This window comes from Gordonia sp. LMA484 (genome assembly GCF_058129505.1).
Genome location: NZ_CM176700.1, coordinates 1,781,366 through 1,800,040, shown reverse-complemented (window position 1 = coordinate 1,800,040; position 18,675 = coordinate 1,781,366). Strand labels below are relative to the sequence as shown.

Annotated in this window: 20 protein-coding genes and 1 pseudogene; 19 read left to right on the top strand and 2 right to left on the bottom strand. The window is 64.8% G+C overall.

Features of this window, described 5'->3' with window-relative positions; translation table 11 throughout:
- Window positions 1–201 precede the first annotated feature (201 nt).
- From AC4AMJ_RS07700 to AC4AMJ_RS07680, 5 genes are all read left to right on the top strand, one after another.
- Entirely contained in the window at window positions 202–1,125 is a 924-nt protein-coding gene (locus tag AC4AMJ_RS07700) for an alpha/beta hydrolase (RefSeq protein ID WP_489917703.1), read from the top strand.
- Between the two features lie 46 nt (window positions 1,126–1,171).
- The gene (locus AC4AMJ_RS07695) at window positions 1,172–2,797 is read left to right on the top strand and encodes a flavin-containing monooxygenase (protein WP_489917702.1); all 1,626 of its coding nucleotides are present in this window, start codon (window positions 1,172–1,174) and stop codon (window positions 2,795–2,797) included.
- 70 nt (window positions 2,798–2,867) lie between these two features.
- Window positions 2,868–4,247, top strand: a complete 1,380-nt coding sequence (locus tag AC4AMJ_RS07690; RefSeq protein WP_489917701.1) for an NAD-dependent succinate-semialdehyde dehydrogenase — start codon at window positions 2,868–2,870, stop codon at window positions 4,245–4,247.
- A gap of 13 nt (window positions 4,248–4,260) precedes the next feature.
- Window positions 4,261–4,668 (top strand): carboxymuconolactone decarboxylase family protein, encoded by a 408-nt coding sequence (locus AC4AMJ_RS07685; protein WP_489917700.1) that lies wholly within the window; start codon window positions 4,261–4,263, stop codon window positions 4,666–4,668.
- Window positions 4,669–4,701: 33 nt separating this feature from the next.
- The gene (locus tag AC4AMJ_RS07680) at window positions 4,702–5,487 is read left to right on the top strand and encodes an NAD(P)-dependent oxidoreductase (RefSeq protein WP_489917699.1); all 786 of its coding nucleotides are present in this window, start codon (window positions 4,702–4,704) and stop codon (window positions 5,485–5,487) included.
- Between the two features lie 112 nt (window positions 5,488–5,599).
- Here the strand turns inward: AC4AMJ_RS07680 and AC4AMJ_RS07675 are convergent, their stop codons facing one another.
- Window positions 5,600–6,340, bottom strand: coding sequence for a DUF6319 family protein (locus tag AC4AMJ_RS07675; protein WP_489917698.1), 741 nt, complete (start codon window positions 6,338–6,340; stop codon window positions 5,600–5,602).
- A gap of 113 nt (window positions 6,341–6,453) precedes the next feature.
- On the opposite strand from AC4AMJ_RS07675, the gene AC4AMJ_RS07670 reads away from it, so the two are divergent.
- From AC4AMJ_RS07670 to AC4AMJ_RS07605, 14 genes and pseudogenes are all read left to right on the top strand, one after another.
- Window positions 6,454–6,828, top strand: a complete 375-nt coding sequence (locus AC4AMJ_RS07670; RefSeq protein ID WP_489895515.1) for a VOC family protein — start codon at window positions 6,454–6,456, stop codon at window positions 6,826–6,828.
- Window positions 6,829–6,933: 105 nt separating this feature from the next.
- Entirely contained in the window at window positions 6,934–7,551 is a 618-nt protein-coding gene (locus tag AC4AMJ_RS07665; protein ID WP_489895513.1) for a TetR/AcrR family transcriptional regulator, read from the top strand.
- A gap of 320 nt (window positions 7,552–7,871) precedes the next feature.
- Window positions 7,872–9,221 (top strand): flavin monoamine oxidase family protein, encoded by a 1,350-nt coding sequence (locus tag AC4AMJ_RS07660; RefSeq protein ID WP_489917697.1) that lies wholly within the window; start codon window positions 7,872–7,874, stop codon window positions 9,219–9,221.
- 24 nt (window positions 9,222–9,245) lie between these two features.
- Complete coding sequence (locus tag AC4AMJ_RS07655; RefSeq protein ID WP_489917696.1) at window positions 9,246–10,571, top strand: flavin monoamine oxidase family protein; 1,326 nt, start codon at window positions 9,246–9,248, stop codon at window positions 10,569–10,571.
- Window positions 10,572–10,770: 199 nt separating this feature from the next.
- Window positions 10,771–11,175, top strand: a complete 405-nt coding sequence (locus tag AC4AMJ_RS07650) for a VOC family protein (protein ID WP_489917695.1) — start codon at window positions 10,771–10,773, stop codon at window positions 11,173–11,175.
- A 53-nt stretch (window positions 11,176–11,228) separates the two neighbouring features.
- The gene (locus tag AC4AMJ_RS07645; RefSeq protein ID WP_489917694.1) at window positions 11,229–12,128 is read left to right on the top strand and encodes an SMP-30/gluconolactonase/LRE family protein; all 900 of its coding nucleotides are present in this window, start codon (window positions 11,229–11,231) and stop codon (window positions 12,126–12,128) included.
- Window positions 12,129–12,274: 146 nt separating this feature from the next.
- Window positions 12,275–13,372 carry an alpha/beta hydrolase family protein gene (locus AC4AMJ_RS07640; protein WP_489917693.1) on the top strand — a complete coding sequence of 366 codons (1,098 nt, stop codon included), beginning with the start codon at window positions 12,275–12,277 and terminating at the stop codon, window positions 13,370–13,372.
- Window positions 13,373–13,453: 81 nt separating this feature from the next.
- Window positions 13,454–13,795, top strand: a complete 342-nt coding sequence (locus AC4AMJ_RS07635; protein WP_489895501.1) for an ArsR/SmtB family transcription factor — start codon at window positions 13,454–13,456, stop codon at window positions 13,793–13,795.
- A gap of 3 nt (window positions 13,796–13,798) precedes the next feature.
- Window positions 13,799–14,305 carry an SRPBCC family protein gene (locus AC4AMJ_RS07630; protein ID WP_489917692.1) on the top strand — a complete coding sequence of 169 codons (507 nt, stop codon included), beginning with the start codon at window positions 13,799–13,801 and terminating at the stop codon, window positions 14,303–14,305.
- Entirely contained in the window at window positions 14,305–14,925 is a 621-nt protein-coding gene (locus AC4AMJ_RS07625) for a dihydrofolate reductase family protein (RefSeq protein ID WP_489917691.1), read from the top strand. Before AC4AMJ_RS07630 ends, AC4AMJ_RS07625 begins: the two co-directional genes overlap by 1 nt.
- 95 nt (window positions 14,926–15,020) lie before the next feature.
- Window positions 15,021–15,281: a PLDc N-terminal domain-containing protein gene (locus AC4AMJ_RS07620; protein ID WP_489895495.1), complete on the top strand. Its 261-nt coding sequence runs from the start codon at window positions 15,021–15,023 to the stop codon at window positions 15,279–15,281.
- Between the two features lie 68 nt (window positions 15,282–15,349).
- A pseudogene (locus AC4AMJ_RS07615) lies at window positions 15,350–16,255 on the top strand (alpha/beta hydrolase); the annotation flags it as partial.
- A gap of 186 nt (window positions 16,256–16,441) precedes the next feature.
- Window positions 16,442–17,023: a UPF0158 family protein gene (locus AC4AMJ_RS07610; RefSeq protein WP_489918393.1), complete on the top strand. Its 582-nt coding sequence runs from the start codon at window positions 16,442–16,444 to the stop codon at window positions 17,021–17,023.
- 220 nt (window positions 17,024–17,243) lie between these two features.
- Window positions 17,244–17,591, top strand: coding sequence for a hypothetical protein (locus AC4AMJ_RS07605; protein WP_489895491.1), 348 nt, complete (start codon window positions 17,244–17,246; stop codon window positions 17,589–17,591).
- 127 nt (window positions 17,592–17,718) lie between these two features.
- Here AC4AMJ_RS07605 and AC4AMJ_RS07600 read toward each other — a convergent pair whose 3' ends face one another.
- The gene (locus AC4AMJ_RS07600) at window positions 17,719–18,558 is read right to left on the bottom strand and encodes an HAD family hydrolase (protein WP_489917690.1); all 840 of its coding nucleotides are present in this window, start codon (window positions 18,556–18,558) and stop codon (window positions 17,719–17,721) included.
- Between the last annotated feature and the right edge of the window lie 117 nt (window positions 18,559–18,675).

Here is an 18,675-nt window from a genome sequence, read left to right as displayed (position 1 = left end):
GGTCGTGTGTGGACACACCTCACGGTATCGACGACGACGCTCACCGCAGTGTTCCACATCGGAACAGATGTGTTTCTCGATACGCCCTTAGCGTTGATCTGGAGAACGTGGTCGCCATCACATCTGCGGCCGCCACGTGTTGTCACAACACATTTGCGCCGGGATGAGACTCGGCTCGGCGCACTACGCCAAGGGGCCCTGATGAACACCACCATGTCCGAACAGATCGACCTCTCAGCTGTCGGCGACGACGGCTCCGATGCACTGCGTGAGCTATACGCGGACTGGTCACAGATCATGGCGTCCACACCCGAACTGACGATCCGGCTGCTTCGGTCGTTGTTCGACGAGTGGCATCGACCCACCGCAGAACCGGAGCGCGTGACCTACCGGGAAGACACCGTCGGTGGCGTGCCGGGCATCTGGTGCCTACCCGAGGGAGCCGACGCGGCAAAGGTGCTGCTCTACACCCACGGCGGCGGGTTCGCAGTCGGCTCGGCAGCCAGCCACCGCAAATTGGCGGGCCACGTCGCCGCTGCCCTTGGCGCCCACAGCTTCGTACCGGACTACCGCCGCGCCCCCGAGTTCGCACATCCGGCTCAAGTCGAGGACGGCGTCGCGGTCTTCTCGGCTTTGGTCGAATCGGGGATCAAACCGGCTGACATCACGACGATCGGCGACTCCGCCGGCGGCAACCTCGCGATCGCGATCGCCCTGTCCCTGAGTGGCCGGCAGAAGGCAGGACCCGGTGCGGTCATCGCCTTCTCTCCGTGGCTCGACATGGAGAACAAGGATGAAACGTTGATCACCAACAACGACAGCGACGCATTGATCACCCCGGAACTACTCGAGGGCGTGCTCGGCGGCACAATTGATCCGGCCACGCCTCTGGCGAACCCGCTGCACGCCGACTTCGCCGGTTTTCCTCGCATCTACATCACGGCCGGAAGCGTTGAGTCGCTTCTGGACAACGCCACCAGGTTGGCCGAGCGTGCTGAGGCCGCCGGCGTCGACGTGACCTTGTCGATCGCCGAAGGTCAGCAACACGTGTACCCGTTCCTGGCCGGACGCTCGGCACTGGTCCGGGCGGAACTCGATGCACTCGCCGCGTGGCACCGCGCCTGACATCCCGATCTCACCTCATCACCAGCGCAAAGGAATTGGATTGATCATGACCATTGAGCATCGCATCCAGACGGTCGACGCGATCGTGATCGGCGCCGGGTTCGGCGGCATCTACGCCGTCCACAAACTGGCCAACGATCTCGGACTCTCCACCATCGGATTCGACAAGGCAGACGGCCCCGGCGGTACCTGGTACTGGAATCGCTATCCAGGTGCGTTGTCGGACACCGAGAGCCATGTCTACCGCTTCTCCTTCGATCAGGATCTGCTGGCCGACGGGTCATGGAAACACACCTACATCACCCAGCCAGAGATCCTCGAATACCTCGAAGGTGTCGTCGACCGTTTCGACCTGCGTCGTCATTTCCGGTTCGGAACGGAGGTCGCTTCGGCGATCTACCTCGACGACGAGGAATCGTGGGAGGTCACCACCGGCACCGGTGAGGTGTACCGCGCAACCTATGTCGTCAACGCGGTCGGGCTGCTCTCGGCGATCAATCTGCCGCAACTGCCGGGTCTGGACAGTTTCGACGGAGAGGTCATCCACACCGCCGCGTGGCCCGAGGGCAGGGATCTCTCGGGCCGTCGCGTCGGTGTCATCGGCACAGGTTCGACCGGCCAGCAGGTCATCACCGCGCTGGCCCCCGACGTCGAGCACCTGACGGTATTCGTGCGGACGCCGCAGTACTCGGTGCCTGTCGGCAAGCGGCCGGTCACACCCGAACAGATCGATGCTGTCAAGGCCGACTATGACCAGATCTGGGAACAGGTGAAGAGTTCCGGTGTGGCGTTCGGCTTCGAAGAGAGCACCGTGCCGGCGATGAGGGTATCCGCCGAGGAACGGCAACGCGTCTTCGAGGACACCTGGAACCACGGCGGCGGCTTCCGGTTCATGTTCGGCACCTTCGGCGACATCGCCACCGACGAGGAGGCGAATGAGGCGGCCGCATCGTTCATCCGCGCCAAGATCGCCGAAGTCATCAAGGACCCGGAAACCGCTCGGAAACTGACTCCGACGGGACTGTTCGCCCGCCGCCCGCTCTGCGATGACGGCTACCACGAGGTGTTCAATCGACCCAATGTCGAAGCCGTGGCCATCGGCGAAACCCCCATCCGCGAGGTCACCCGGCGAGGAGTTGTGACCCAGGATGGAGTCCTGCACGAACTCGACGTCCTCGTCTTCGCCACCGGGTTCGACGCTGTGGACGGCAACTACCGCCGCATCGACATCCGCGGCCGTAACGGTCTGGCCATCAATGACCACTGGAACGGGCAACCGACCAGCTACCTGGGCGTGGCCACCGCCAACTTTCCGAACTGGTTCATGGTCCTTGGGCCCAACGGCCCGTTCACCAATCTGCCGCCGAGCATCGAAACCCAGGTCGAATGGATCAGTCAGACAATCGAATACGCCGAGCGTTGGGGTGTTTCGGCGATCGAGCCGACGCCGGAAGCCGAGGCGGAATGGACCGATACCTGCACGACGATCGCCAACGCCACCCTGTTCACCAAGGTCGACTCATGGATCTTCGGCGCCAATATTCCGGGCAAGAAGCCCAGCGTGTTGTTCTACCTCGGGGGCCTCGGAAACTATCGGGCAGTCCTCGCCGACGTCGCTGCCACCGGCTACCGGGGCTTCGACGTGAAGTCCCCTCAGACAGTCGACGCCTGACCACGACACCTCAGCGGCGCGATGCCGTCATCTGACAACCCGCCGCGCACAACAGCAATAGGAGACACCCGTGGGTGTGTACACCACCACCGACCCCGCCACCGGCGAACAACAAGCACAGTACCCGGAGATATCCGACAACGAACTCGACGACCTGATCGGCCACAGCGCGATGGCCTATCGAGAATGGCGCACCTTTGACCTCGACCAGCGGCGCACCCTGCTCGCCCGGGTCGCCGATCTGCACCGCGAGCAGGCCGACGAGTTGGCCAAACTCGCCACCCTCGAGATGGGCAAACCCATCGCCCAGGCCAAGGGTGAGGTGGCACTGGTCGCCTCGATCTACCAGTACTACGCCGACCATCTCGCCGAGTTCGTCGCCGATGAAACTCTCGACATCGCCGGGACGGGCACAGCCGTCGTTCGCACCGAACCGATCGGCCCCCTCGTCGGTGTCATGCCGTGGAACTACCCCTTCTACCAGGTGGTGCGCTTCGCGGCCCCGAACATCGCGCTGGGCAACACGATCATCATCAAGCACGCACGAAACTGCCCGCAGTCAGCGCTGGCCATCGAGCGGATCCTTTCCGAAGCCGGACTGCCGTCCGGTGTGTACCTGAACGCCTTCATCTCCTCGACTCAGGTCGCCGCGGCCATCGCCGACCCGCGAGTGCAAGGAGTGTCCTTGACCGGGTCGGAGAAGGCAGGCTCGGCCGTGGGTGAAGTCGCCGGTCGGCATCTCAAGAAATGCGTCCTCGAACTCGGCGGCTCAGACCCGTTCGTCGTGCTCGCCGACGCCGATATCGACAAGGCCGCCCGCGCGGGAGTCATCGGTCGGCTCGCCAACGTCGGTCAGGCCTGCACCGCCTCCAAACGATTCATCGTCGAGCAGCAGGTGTACGACGAGTTCGTCGCCAAGCTCGTACAGGGAATGGCCGCCTGGGAGCCCGGCGACCCGACCGACGCCACCGTCAAACTCGGGCCTCTGTCGTCGATGTCGGCCGTCGACGAGCTCGCCGACCTCGTCGACGATGCGGTGTCGACCGGAGCCGAGGTACTGCTCGGCGGCGATCGACCCGGTGGAGCCGGCGCGTTCTATCCACCCACCGTGCTGGCCGGCGTCACCCGTGAGGCACGGGCCTTCGACGAGGAACTCTTCGGCCCGGTGGCGGTGGTCTACGCAGTCGACTCTGTCGACGAGGCAATCGATCTGGCCAACGATTCGCCGTTCGGTCTCGGTGCCACCGTGTTCACGAGTGACCTCGACATGGCCGATCGGGTTGCCGCAGAACTCGAGAGCGGAATGGTGTGGATCAACGACACCAGCAAGAGTTCCCCCGACCTGCCGTTCGGCGGCGTCAAGGGTTCGGGCTTCGGCCGTGAACTCGGCCGATACGGCTTCACCGAGTTCGCCAACAAGAAGCTCGTCCGTAATCCGAACCACCAGTAGGCGGTCAGTACACATGATCACAGATCGCTACCAGCACGGCCTCGACCGAATGATGGAACTCGTCTCCACCGAGCATTCCAACACGTTCGACCACGCCAAACTCATCGAAGCTTACAAGGATCTCGATCCCGACCTTCCTGATTACATCGTCTCGTTCGCCTTCGGCGACATCTACTCGCGAAAGAGTCTGAGCCAACAGGAACAAACGCTCATCACCATCGCCACGTTGGTGGCCTTGGGGACCGAGCCGCAACTGAAACTGCACATCAACACGGGATTCACCGTGGGTCTGACGAGAGAGAAAATCGTCGGTGCTCTCATTCACTGCATCCCGTACGTCGGCTTTCCCCGCGTGCTCAACGCCCTCACGCTCCTGCAGCAGGTGATGGCCGAGCGAGGGCTGGTCCCAGCAGACGTCTGACAACCGATCGCATCTACAGAATCGGAGAGGCACATGCATCTCATCATCGGTCTCGGCCCCATCGGCGGGAACATCGGCGCACATCTTGCCGAACAGCGACAGCCGGTCTATGGCTGTGACTTCGACCTTCAGCGGGTCCGTGAGTGGACCGCGGAAACCGGGTCGCCGGCAGCCACCAGTGTGGCAGAAGTGGAGTGGACGACGGTCGACAGCGTCCACATCGCAGTGCGCCTGGCTGATCAGGTCAGCGCCGTCGTGGATGCGCTGACCGCACATACCGCGCGACCGCTGACAGTGTTCGTCCACACCACCCTCGCTCCCACCGACGCGCGGAGAATCATGTCGTGCGCACCCGAAGGTTGGCGCGTATTCGAAGCACCCGTATCGGGCGGACCGCGAGGTGCTCGCGAAGGCACCCTGTCGATATTTCTCAGTGGCCCTCCGACCTCCGCTGCCGAGGATGCTCTCCTGCAGAACATCTCGGGCCGCACCTTCCGGTTGGAATCCTACGGACAGCCCGCACTGGTCAAATTGCTCAATAACATGTTGGCGACGTGCAATCTCGCGGCGACAGCACGAATGCTGAGTCTCGCGGAGAAACTGGGGACGCCGGCGACGAGTCTTCTCGACGTGATCGGTGCCTCGACAGGCCAGAGTTGGATGAGCGACAACTTCATCGATGTTCAGTTCGACCTACTCGTGAAGGATGTCGATCTCTTGAGTGATGAGATCGGGGCGCTGCCCGACAACACTCTCGGTGACGACATAGAGGGAGCAATCCTTGGTGCACGCTCACTGCTGGCGTCCGTGACGTCGTGAAAGGGCTACGTTGACAAAGGGTCTCGTCTGACAACTGCCCGATCGACACCTGCGCAGCCCGCAAGGGGTGCGCATCAGGTAACGCGATCCGGCTCTGCTGCACCCGCCGCTGTCAGCTATCGGTGACCTTGCTGTCGAGATGAGCCAGCGCTGCTCGTGCGGTTTCGAGTTCGCGGCTGAGCTCGTCGATTCTCTTCTGGGCGGCCGCACGCGCCGACTCGATCGCCCCGTCGACCGCGGTGATCGCGGCGTCGTCGCCGAGCTCGCGCATGGCTCGCGCGACCCGGTCGGCGGTCACCTCGGTGGGTTTGCCATGCTTCTTGGCGCCGTGGGATACCGAGACCGTCCACGTGCTCTCCCCTGTCGATGTGACGGTCACACTGACCGGCGCGCCCGGAGCCTTGGAACGTCGCGGCGCTTTCGCCTGGACGGGGTTCGGTTTCACTGGTCTCGGCGGTGCAGGTGCAGGTGCGGGTTCGGTGGGCGGTGCAGGTTCGGGCGTCGGCTTCGGTTCGGTCACAACGGTTCTTGATGACCTGGCGATCGGCCCAGACGTGGACGCCGCCTTGGCCGGTCGCCGTCTCGCCGACGTGGCGGACGTTGCTGCGGCACGTGTTCTCAGCAGTTCGTCGGGCTCGAACGGCAATTGATCGTCGACCCCCTTCGGGCTCACCGTGACCGTGGATCCCTCGATGGACACGACGCGCGCCGACGCGCCGGCATCGAGGTCCAACGACGGCATCGGATCACGGAGATAGACGGTGACGCGTTTGCCGGCGGCAAGTCCCGCGGACAGAGACTCGAGGTCGTCGGGAGTCAAACCGATCGGTCTGCGCGAATTCACGCTGACCATGTTCGCACACATGTGCGAGAATCGCACATGTGGCCATCGGGAACGGGGGTGCCGGTAAACTGGTGCCACCACGAGCAGGTCTGATCGCCAGATCCCCGAGCGAGGTGTCGTCCGTGACCGTCGAACTCAACCACACGATCGTGTACGCACGCGACAGTCGCGTGTCCGCCCGGTTCCTCGCCGACATCCTCGACCTGCCGACGCCGAAACCGTTCGGGCCGTTCCAGATTGTCCAGGTCGGCCGACTCTCGCTCGACTACGCCGATGCCGAGCGGGTGACTCCCCAGCACTACGCCTTCCTCGTCACAGAGGCCGAATTCGACGCGATCCACGACCGGATCGTCGATCGTGGTCTCGACTATTGGGCCGATCCGTTTCACCGACAACCCGCCACGATCAACACCAACGACGGTGGCCGAGGCCTCTATTGGAGTGATCCCGACGGGCACAGCCTCGAGATCATCACGCGCCCCTATGGCGGGGGCTGACGCTGGATTGAAGTACCGATGAGTTGTGGCGGGCGCTCCGAGGGCCTACATTCGCAGTCATACAACTGACTGAAACAGCCAGGTCACCGGGCGAAAGGGCAGCCGATGGCGCGTGTCGAGGCGGCGGTTCGCAGCCGACAACTGGTCGCAGCAGCGCGTGATGTGTTGGCTCGTGACGGTGTCGCCAACACGCCGCTGCGCGCGGTCGCCGCCGAAGGTGACGTTCCGCTGGGCACATTGCAGTATGTCTTCCCCTCCCGGGAATTGCTGTTACGCGCAGTGATCGAGGACGTGGTGACCGAGATCGGCCACGTGTTCGCCGATTCTGCGCACACCGGTGATGGGCTCGCCCATGCGATTCGCGACGGGGTGCGGGCCTTTTGGAAGCGACTGGTGTCCAATCGAGATCTGCAGGTCATGCAGTACGAACTGACGACCTACTCGCTGCGGACCGAGGGGCAAGAGGAACTCGCCCGATGGCAGTACGAGTCCTATGCCGACGTCGTGGCCAATTGGTGTGCAGAAGCGGCGACCTCGGCTGGTGAAGTGTCTGCGATACCGCTCCCCCAGCTGGCGCGCATCATCGTGGCCTGTATCGACGGGCTCATCCTGCAATACGTGTGCGACCCTGACGACGAACGTGCCGACCAGGACCTGGACACGATCACCGAGATGCTCGTCGGACTCGCGGCACCGCGATCGGCGACGACGAACAAGCACTGACCCAATCGGCACCGCCGAACGGTGCGGCGCCCAGACGCGCGGCGTGCCGTCCCGATGGTGCCGGCACGAACCCCGGACGTCGGCGGGCGAGAGTATCAGCAAATTTTCGCCGAGCGTATTGCAGATCACCTGAACCTCCCTTAGCCTAGTTTTCAGTCGGTTGTATGACTGAGAACAGGTTCATCGCGGCGAGCCGGATACCGCCCGCGGCCATCGGGCATGCACGAGACGGGCGGCGGCATCACCCAGGCTCCAGGATCGACAGTTCCAGTCGCCAGTCATCCGCCACTCAACCACTTTGTTGTATAAGGAGATTCACCATGCATCACGTCGATGTCGTCATTGTCGGAGCCGGCCTGTCCGGGTTGTCGGCCGCCCGCCGACTCACGCGGGCGGGAAAGACCGTCGCGGTGCTCGAAGCACGCGACCGCGTCGCCGGGCGCAACCACGGCGCCACCTTCGGCAACGGCGTCCCGATCGAGATGGGCGGCCAGTGGGTGGGCCGCACGCAGGACGCCGTTCTGGCGCTGATCTCCGAACTCGGGCTGAAGACCTATCGGTCCTACGACACCGGTGCGGCCATCACCTACTACGACGGGGCAGCCCACCGATACACCGACGAAAGCTTCGGTCTGGCCGAAGCCGACGTCACCGAGATCGGCCGGCTCTGGGAGACGATCACAGTACTCGCGGAGAGTGTCGAGCTGGCGACGCCGTGGACCACCACTGGCGCCGAGGACCTCGACCGGCAGACCTTCGACCAGTGGCTGGTCGCCGAAACCGCCAACGACGTCGTCATCCGCTTCTTCCGCCTGGTCGTACCCGCCCTGTTCTCCGCAGAATCACACGAACTGTCCCTGCTGCACTTTCTCTTCTATATGAAGTCCGGGACGAGCCTCGAGGTCCTGCTCTCCACCACCGGCGGCGCCCAGGAGTCTCGCGTGGTCGGCGGAACCCACCAGATCTCCGAACGCATGGCCGCCGACCTCGGCGATGCGGTGCACCTGGGCACTGTGGTCACCGGTGTCGCCCAGACCGACACCGGTGTGATCGTCACCTTCGATGGCGGCGAGGTCTCCGCCGACCACGCCGTCGTCGCCATCCCGCAGACCCTCGCAGGGCGGTTGCGGTACTCGCCGCCCTTGCCCGCCGCCCGGGATGGGGTCACCCAACAGTTTCCCGCCGGGTCGGTCATCAAGGTCAACATCGCCTACCCGACGCCGTTCTGGCGGGAGGACGGCCTCAACGGACTGGTGATGAGTCTCGATGACTCGTTCAATGTGGTACTCGACAACTCGCCGCACGACGACTCCTGTGGCGTGCTCGTCGGGTTCCTCGAAGGCCGCCACGCCCGTGCTGCTGCCGAGCTCACTGCGGAGCAGCGTCGCGAACTGATCCTCGGCGATCTGGTCAAGTACTTCGGCGAGCGGGCTGCGGATCCGATCGAGATCATCGAATTGGACTGGAATGCCGAGGAATTCACCCGAGGCTGCTATGGGGGCCGACTCGCTGCCGGTGTGTGGACCAACTACGGCAAGGCCGTCGCCGCTCCGGTCGGTCGTATCCACTGGGCCGGAGCGGAGACCTCCGACATCTGGAATGGCTACATGGACGGCGCCGTCCGATCCGGCTATCGCGCTGCCGCCGAGATCCTCGACGGCAGCAACTGACCGCGCCGGCACCGGGAAGCACTGATGGATTCCGCGAGTTCGCCACTCCCCCGGCACGCTGAGGTGGTGGTGGTCGGCGCCGGCATCGCCGGTCTCACCGCTGCCGACGACTTGCACCACAGGGGCATCGATGTGGTCGTATTCGAGGCGGCTGACCGGGTCGGCGGGCGTGTCATGGTGGAGACCACTGCCCTCGGCTCGGCTGTCGACCTCGGGGGCCAGTGGGTCGGCAAGGGTCACCACCGGTTTGAAGAACTGGCCGCTGAGCTGGGCGTCACGCAATATCAGATGCGTAGTCCGAAGTCGCCGATGGTGGCCGACGACGACGGCGCGATCAGCGCAATCTCCCCGGCGATGCTGGCAGCCAACGCGACTCTGGTGGGGTTCGAGTTGGCCTCGCATCTGCCGACCGGGGACAAACAGAACACGATGACCATCGGGCAGTGGCTGGACCGCATTCCGTCGGCCCGTGCGCGACGAATACTCGACGTCGTCATCGCGGTCACCTGCTGCGCGGATACCAACGAGCTGTCGTTGACGGCGTTCCTCAAGCTCATCCGTTTCCAGGGTGGTCTGATGACCATGATGAAAACAACTGGCGGTGCTCAGGATTCGCTACTCGTCGAGGGTGCGGGTGAACTCGCCGGCCGACTCGCCGAAAGGCTGGGCGACCGGGTGCACCTCAACAGTGCGGTGACCGCGATTGCGCAGAACGACCGCGGAGTCTCCGTTGCGACGGCGGATGCGACGATCACCGCCGCCAATGTCGTCGTGACGGTGCCTCCGCCGATCGCAGCCCGGATAACGTTCGATCCCCCGCTGCCGGACAGCCGAAACCGACTGCACCGCAACACCTACATGGGTGCGGTGTACAAAGCGCTCGCGGTGTATGACACGCCGTTCTGGCGCGATCACACCGAAGCCGAAATGATCGTGTCGGGCGATCCGGGCTGCGCCGTCTTCGATTCCTCACCACCGGACGGTCCGGGTCATCTCACCCTGCTCGTCGGTGGCTCCGGGGCCCGCCGTGTCGGCGATCTGCCCGTCGACGAACGCATGAGGCTGCTGCTCGACCGACTCGAAAGCTCCCTGGGGGCAGGCAAACGGCGGCCCATCGGTTGGCACGACAAGGCATGGCATCTGGACCCGTTCGTCGGTGGCGGATACGCGTCCCTGCCTCGGTTGGGGACGCGCGAAGGGTTCTACGCCGTCGAGCATTTCCCGGTCGGTGACATCCACTGGGCGGGAACCGAGACCGCCGCCGAACACGCCGGTTATATCGAAGGCGCCCTCGAGTCCGCGCAGCGTGTGGTGGCCGAGATTACACGGTCCGAACAGAGCGATCGCTGAGCCGGCTCACTGATCGACCCTGGCGACCGCGAATCCATGCAGAACTCGCGATGATGCGTGCGGGCATCGCATTCGCCGCCGATCGCCGCCCGTTGTCGTGAGCCGACGATCGACAACTCCGATGAGTTTCGCCGCAGTCCGGTGTCCACCTCACTGACGATGTTCACCAGCGGACGTCGCAGACCCCAGGAGAAACCCGATGCACACCATGATGTTCGTGAACCTGCCCGTGGCCGACGTCGCGCGTTCGCGCGCGTTCTTCGCCGAGCTCGGATATGCGTTCAACGAGAACTTCTCCGACGACAGAGCGGTCTCTGTCGTACTCGGTGAGAATCTGGTCGCAATGCTTCTGCAGCGCGATTTCTTCGACACGTTCCACCCAGTGCAGACGACAGACGCCACCATGAGCAAGGAGTGCGTTGTCTGCCTCGACGTCGACAGTCGCGAGGCCGTCGATCGACTCGTCGACCGAGCAATCGCCGCGGGAGGCAAGCCCGGCGACGCCGAGGGTAACGAGGTCATGTACGGCCGCAGCTACGACGACCTCGACGGTCACTCATGGCAGATCATGTGGATGGACCAGACAGTGATGGCGGCGGACTGAGAACCAGGTCGAATGACCATCGAGCGGCCGCCACGCCTGCCTATAGTCGCTCCATGAGTTCATCGCAGATCCGCACCGTGGTTTCCGGCATGTCCTTCACCGAATGCCCACGCTGGCATGACGATCGTCTGTGGTTTGTCGACTTCTACACCCACACCGTGAATTCGGTGAACGCCGACGGGACGGATCTGCGCACCGAGCTCGACGTGCCGGCACAGCCGTCGGGGCTCGGGTGGCTTCCGGATGGTCGACTGCTGGTGGTGTCGATGAAGGACCGGAAGATTCTGCGGGTCGAACCCGACGGCGCGGTCGCGGTGCATGCCGACGTGAGTGGCCACGTCACCGGACACCCCAATGACATGGTCGTCGACGAGCAGGGCCGTGCATGGCTGGGGAATTTCGGTTTCGACCTCATGGCCGGCGCCGACCTCGAGACCGCCGATCTGCTGCGCATCGACCCGGACGGAACTGTCACGACGGTTGCGGCAGGGCTTTACTTCCCGAACGGCAGCGTGGTGACGCCCGACGGCGCCACCCTGTTGGTCGACGAGACCCTCGGCAACCGGATCAGTGCGTTCGCCATCGCAGCGGACGGTTCATTGGGTTCCCGGCGCGATTGGGCGACCTTCGGCGATCCACCGGCGACGAACGTACTCGGCGACGTGCTGGCGGGAGCTGTGGTCGCGCCTGACGGCTGCGGTCTGGATGCCGACGGGTGCCTGTGGGCCGCCGATGCCGTGGGCAACCGGGTGATCCGGGTCCGCGAGGGCGGTGAGATCGTCGATGAGGTCGCACTCGACACCGGCGCCTTTGCGTGCATGCTCGGTGGAAGCGCGGATACCACGTTGTTCATCTGCTGCGCACCGGATTTCGATGAGCATGCACGGTCGGCCGCTCGGGAGGCGACGATCCGCGCCGTCGAGGTCCCGGTCGGGCATGCCGGGCGACCGTAGGCGGTCGTCGATAGCTATCACCGAGAGGGAGGTGACCAGGTCGCCATCGAATCAACCCCCGCATTCCGGCTCGAGGTCGGGTCTGCGAGCCGTAGAATTCGCGCGGTGGCCACGCGAGACGAGTTGCCGACGACGGGGGTGTCGCCATGACCTCGCCGGGTGAGCGCAGCGGGGCGGCCATCGAGGACATGGGTGCGGCCACCGCCGCGCTTCATCGGGCGATGTCGTACAGCCGGCTGACCGATGGCGGGATGAACCCCTCCGACGCACGCTCGCTGCTCGCCGAAACCGCGTCAGGCACGAACTGGTCCGAAACGGCATCGTGCCTGGCGGACCGGCGGGCCGGCGCGGCAGCGGAGGCTCTGGCCCGAGGGCAGAACCGCACAGCGGAGCTGATGCAACGATGGGCTGTCGGCGCCGCGGCATTCGCCCAGATGGCCGAGAACGCCGATACCGACCTCAAGCGCTCGCTCTACGGCCGATACGTCGATCATGTCCGACAGCTGGTTTCGCTGCGGCCCCCCGTACTGGAGCGGATCGAAACGCCCTACCGTAATGGCCATCTCGTCGGTTGGTTGCGATTGCCCGACACCGGCACCGCCAACGGCACGGTGATCATGTGGGGCGGACTCAGTGGCTGGGGTGCGCTGTATCTGCGGTCGGCCGACGCATTGGCCGAGCGCGGACTTGCGTGTCTGCTCGCCGAAGGGCCCGGCCAAGGGGAACCACGCCTGCGAGACGGACTGTTCATCGACGCGAAAGTCGTCGAAGGGTTTGCCAGGTTCGTCGAGGTCGTGGCACGCGACCCGCGGCTCGGCGGCGCGATCGGACTGCAGGGCAACAGCTCCGGAGGCCTCTTCGCCGCCCACCTGGCCGCCGCCGACGACCGAATCCGCGCGTGCGTGGTCAACGGTGCGCCCGCCGCGCCGACGTTGCCGGAGTTCCGCAGTATCCGTGAACAATTCGCGGCCGCCCTGGGCACCTCCGACCCCGACGAGGTTGATCGCGTGCTCACCGAATTGCGTTTCGACCCGTATGCCCACCCGATCGGTTGTCCGGTCCGCGTCCTCCATGGCGGCAGCGACCCGCTGATCGTCTCACCCGACATCCAGCAACCCTTCGTCGACGCGGCCGGTGGTCAGGGAGATCTGCAGATCTGGCCCGATGGCGACCACGCCCTGCACAACCACGCCGAGGAACGCGACGCGCTCACCGCTGACTGGTTCGTCGATCAGCTGACCTGACGGTTCCCGACGCGGCCACATCCGGTCCTCCGTTCGGCGATCCGGTCTTGACGCATTCCGATATGGGAATATGATGGGAGAATGGCACGAGCAGCGACGACATCGGACGTCTTCAACGCGATCGCCGAGCCGCAACGTCGGGAGATCCTCGTGCTGCTGCGTGCGGGTGAGCGACCGGTGACCGAGTTGGCCCAGCAGCTGGGGATCGCGCAGCCGGGAGCGTCCAAACATCTCCGGGTGCTCCGTGAGGTCGGGCTGGTGCGGGACCGCAAGGTGGGCAAACAACGCCTGTACGGCCTGGACGCACGAGGATTACGCCCGGTGCACGAGTGGACCGGAGGGTTCGAGCAGTTCTGGAACGAGAGTTTCGACCGCTTGGACGCGTACGTACAAGACCTCAAGCAATCACGGAAACAGGAGTGACCGATGGCAGCAACTGCACGGAACGCGCCGGCACAATCGGCGACAGCGGACCGCGAGGTCGTGATCTCTCGGGTCATCAGTGCCCCGAGAGAGCTGGTGTTCGAGGCGTTCACCGAAGTCAGGCATCTGGCGCAATGGTGGGGACCGGACGGGTTCACCACGAACACCCGGGCATTCGAGTTCCGCGTCGGGGGTGAGTGGGAGTTCGTGATGCATGGACCGGACGGGACGGACTACCCGGAGTGGATCTCCTGGATCGAGATCTCCTCACCGGAGCGGATCACACTGCGCCACGGTGAGTTCCGTGATGACCCGAACGCGTTCGAGTCCGTTCTCACGTTCGCATCCGACGGACCGGCGACCCGGATCGAGATGCGGACGGTGTTTCCCACCAAGGAGTCGCGCGACGAGGCCGTCGAGAAGTATCACGCAATCGAGGGTGGTCAGCAGACCCTGCGTCACCTCGCCGACTATGTCGCCGTGATCGGTCGGCGAGTAGGTGACGACTGATGGCCGGAAAGGTGTTCTTCAGCGTGACGATGTCGGTGGACGGGTTCGTGGCGCCCGAGTCCGCCGAGGACTTGATGGGCCCACAGTGGATGGAACTGCAGCAGTGGATCTTCCCGCAGCGGTTCTTCCGGGAGAATCTGAAGCTCGGCGAGGGCGGCGATGAAGGGCGCGACAACGACATCCTGCGGGAGACATTCGAACGCACCGGAGCAAGCGTGATGGGGAAACGCATGTTCGATGCCGGTGAGCACGCGTGGCCGGAGGAGCCGCCGTTCCACACACCGGTCTTCGTCGTCACGCACGACAAGCGTGAGCCCTGGGTGCGGGCGGGTGGGACCACCTTCCACTTCGTGAACGACGGCATCGAGACCGCGCTCGATCAGGCCCGCGACGCCGCCGCTGAGCGAGACGTCCGCATTGCGGGCGGAGGCGCAACGATCGTGGAGTACCTCAACGCCTGCCGGATCGACGAGTTCTCGATCGCGCTCTCCCCCATGCTCTTCGGCTCCGGGATACGCTTGTTCGAGCACGTGGAGGCGAACAGTCTTGCCCTCGCGCAGGTCCGCGCCGAGGCGACGCGGCAGGTGACCCACCTGACCTACGCGGTCAGCCGTCGGTAGCCGAGGCAAGCTACTGCGGTTCCGCCGGTGCCGTCGACGTCACCATCTGTCCGAAGCGGCACGGTAGTCGGTGTGGGAATCAGTAGCATGAGCAGGTGGCTGCGGGGATACAGGACTGCGTCGACGCCGGCATGGACAACTGTATGCCGGGCTTCGGCACATTCCTGATCGGTTTATTCTTCGGACCGATCGCACTCTTGATGTGGATTGTGGCTGCCACCTCGGCGATGTTTTCGCTTGCCAAGAAGGAGATGCCCGGGTCGCGGCGCGCGCTGTGGATGACGGTCATCATCGTGGTGCCTATCGTGGGGGCGTCTTCCTGGTTCATCTACCGTCGGTTTGCGCCCGACGTATGACGGCGCGGGCCCGGGTTGCCTTCGATCTCGAGGGGTTCTTGAGTACCGTGGAACAGCGAGGAGGACACATGCGGTTGAGGCTGAACGACGTCATGGTACCCGTGTCTGACCCGGCGCTGGAAGAGACGAGAACCTTCTACAGCACGTCACCGAGGGGCCGTGGACCTGACGGCCCAGATGAGCTCCGAGAGGCCCGAGCGCGGCGAACATCGACCGCGACCGACGACGAGGTCGTAGAAGAGATCGCTGAGGTCGGACCTGGTCGTGTGCCGATCCGGATCATCACACCTCGCAGCAGGCCGGCCCGTGCCGTGCACCTCGACTTTCACGGCGGTGGCTTCTACATGGGTGCCGCGGCCGACGACGACACGCGCAACCGGAAGCTGGCCGAGGCGCTGGGGATCGCCGTGGTGAGCGTGGACTACCGGCTGGCACCCGAACACCCGTGGCCGGCCGCCCCCGATGACTGCCGCACGGCGGCGCTCTGGGTCGTCAACCTCGCCGAGACTCGATTCGGGACTCCGACCGTCACACTCGGCGGATTCTCCGCCGGGGCCACCCTGGCCATGACCACGCTGGTGAGGTTGCGCGACGCGGGGATGGCGGATCAGATCGTCGGTGCTGCACTGCAGTTCGGCACCTGGGATCTGAGCGGCACCACACCCGCGGGACGTCGGATAGCCGATGAGTACTTCCTGCAGGCATACGCCGGTGAGGTGTCTGACCGCACCGTCGGCGACGTCTCCCCCATCTACGCCGACCTCCACGAGCTGCCGCCGATGCTGCTGGTCATCGGGGAGCGAGACATCTTGCTGGAGGACAACATGGCGATGGCGACCCGGCTCTCGGTCGCCGGCTGCGACGTCGACCTCCGCGTGTATCCGGACGCACCACATGGCTTCACTGCGCATCCGACGCCGGTGGCCGCGGTGGCCGTCGACGACATCGAAACATGGCTGGACCAACGGATCGCCGACGCGGAAAACGGATACCCGGGAGCCACCGGAGGGTCACGGGATGGCTCCGCACAGTCGCCGCCCTGGGATGATGCGTCGGTGACGGCGCTGCGAGGTGCGATCTACTCCGGTGGTGCCGAGCTCGTTGATCTGTTGCGGTCGAGACCATTTCATGCCGCGCTCCAACACGTCGGCGACGCACTGATGAAGGCCGTCCAGGACGACGTCGCGGGGGCCCGGGAGGTGGCCGGCGAGTGTGTGGCGGCCCTCGAGGTCCGTGGCTGGGAGGGCGACGCCGAACTGGCCGAGCAGATGCAATCCACGCTGAACTCGACCACCCTGATGTTGCGTCCGTTGCCGATCGATCTCGAGGATCTGTCGTCGTCGCTGGAAGGTGACATCGCGCACGGCGGCGGCCGCATAGACCTCCAGACCGGGCAGACCTGGCCGGACGAATTGTTGGACTTTGGCGTCACCGATGAATTCAGCGAGGACGATCTCGAGGACCCTGACCGCTGGTTGGAGGTCGAGTGCATCGGGTCGCGCGACGGTTACCGCGACATGGAGGACTTCGTCGCTTCGGTGGCCGATCCGGCGTTGGTGGAACACCTGCGCAACGCCTTGATCGGTAAGGGGGCGTTCCGACGTTTCAAGGATGTTCTGTGGGAGTCGCCGGACGAATTCTCCCGGTACCAAATGTTCTCCGACGAACGGCAGCGCGGCCGGGCCCGCGAGTGGCTCACGAGACAGGGCTACCGTGTGCAACTCCCTCGCTCTGACGAGTGACGTCAGCACGCCGGCTCCCTGTTTGGGGTCGCGACGGGGTTCTCCCACGCTGACGATAAATGGGGAACGGCTCCCGATGTCGGGGTGGCGTACGACGACCGATCCTGGGTCTGTCATCACGTACCGCCACACCACGCACACATCGGATGGGAGTCCCAGGCATGAACACGTCAGCGTTTGCCGACCAGATTGCGGTGAATCCGGTGACCGGAGCCCGGCCATGATGGCCGTGGCAACACTCGCCGGTAGCGTCTCGACGGCCGTATTCGTCGTCTCGACGCTGCCCATGTTGTGGAAAGCGGGTACCACCCGCGACCTGTCCTCCTACAGCATCGGCAACATCGTGCTGGCCAACGTCGGCAACGCCGTCTACGCGATCTACGTGTTCAGCCTGCCGCCCGGTCCGATCTGGGTGCTCCACGGGTTTCACGGCACGTCGTCCGGTCTGATGCTGGTCTGGTATCTCCGCCACCACGGCCGCACAGGATCTCGGAAGTCGCAGTCTCCGAACGACGTCGGCTGCCCCGCTACCCCACCCGTGTCAACGCCGGTGTCGCTTGTCGACTGACATGCGCTGTTTGCGACGGCTGGGACCGTCAATGCGAATTGGCGAGGGCCACCTCTACCGGATCTGGCTCAAGCGGATGTGAACGACACCGTGGGTGGACGTCGAGATGCGGCGGTCGGACCAGTGATCACAGGTCCGACAACCCCAGCGCGGCACGCACCGTCCGCACCACCCCGTTCTCCGCATTCGAGGGAGCCAGATAGCGGGCCGCTTCGACGATGCCGGGGTGCGCATTCGCGACGGCGTACGACCAGTCGGCGGTGTCGAGCATCGCGAGATCGTTGAGATAGTCACCGAAGACCATGGTTTGTGCCGGCGAGATGCCGAGTCGCTCCTGGACGGCGCGCACCGCAGCGGCCTTGTCGACGCCGGGTGCCATGACATCGAGCCAGTTTCGGCCGGAGACGACCACCTCCATGGCGCCACCCAACGCCGCGATCTCCGGCGCGGTGACGTCCTCGATGTTGCCGAAGTCGTAGACCGCGACCTTCACGAGTTCGCTGTCGACGGCGCTCAGATCGTCCACGATCTCGTGTGCGTAGTAGTAGGGCACGACTTGCTCGAGGAAGGCGTCGTCGGCTCGATCGATGAATGCGCCGTCGGGTCCGCACAACACGATTCCGAGATCAGAGACACCCATGCCAACCAGCTCACGTGCGCGGTTGAGCACGGTGCCGATGGCTTCGTGATCAAGCGGGGTGACGCGAAGCGTTTCGCTGTCGCGGGCGACAACCGCACCATTCTCCGCGATGACCACGAGACCGGGAACCGCATGGCCGAGCTGGTGCAGCAGTGTCGCCGCCTGCCGGCCGCTGGCCGGGCTGAACACGATTCCGCGGTCACCGAGGATGTCGAGCAACGGCCACAGTGACTCAGGGATGCGCTTTGACTCGTCGAGCAGTGTGCCGTCCATGTCGCTGACGACGAGACGCACGTCGGTGGGTACGGGCGGCAGAGGGGTACTCATCGCTGACAATCATCGCAGAGGACTGCGTCGGCAGCGAAGGATCGTCGTGTTGCCGTGTGCCGTAGGACGCAGAGGGCGCGAACCGCGACGACGCCCTGTGTGACGATGCCTTGTGAC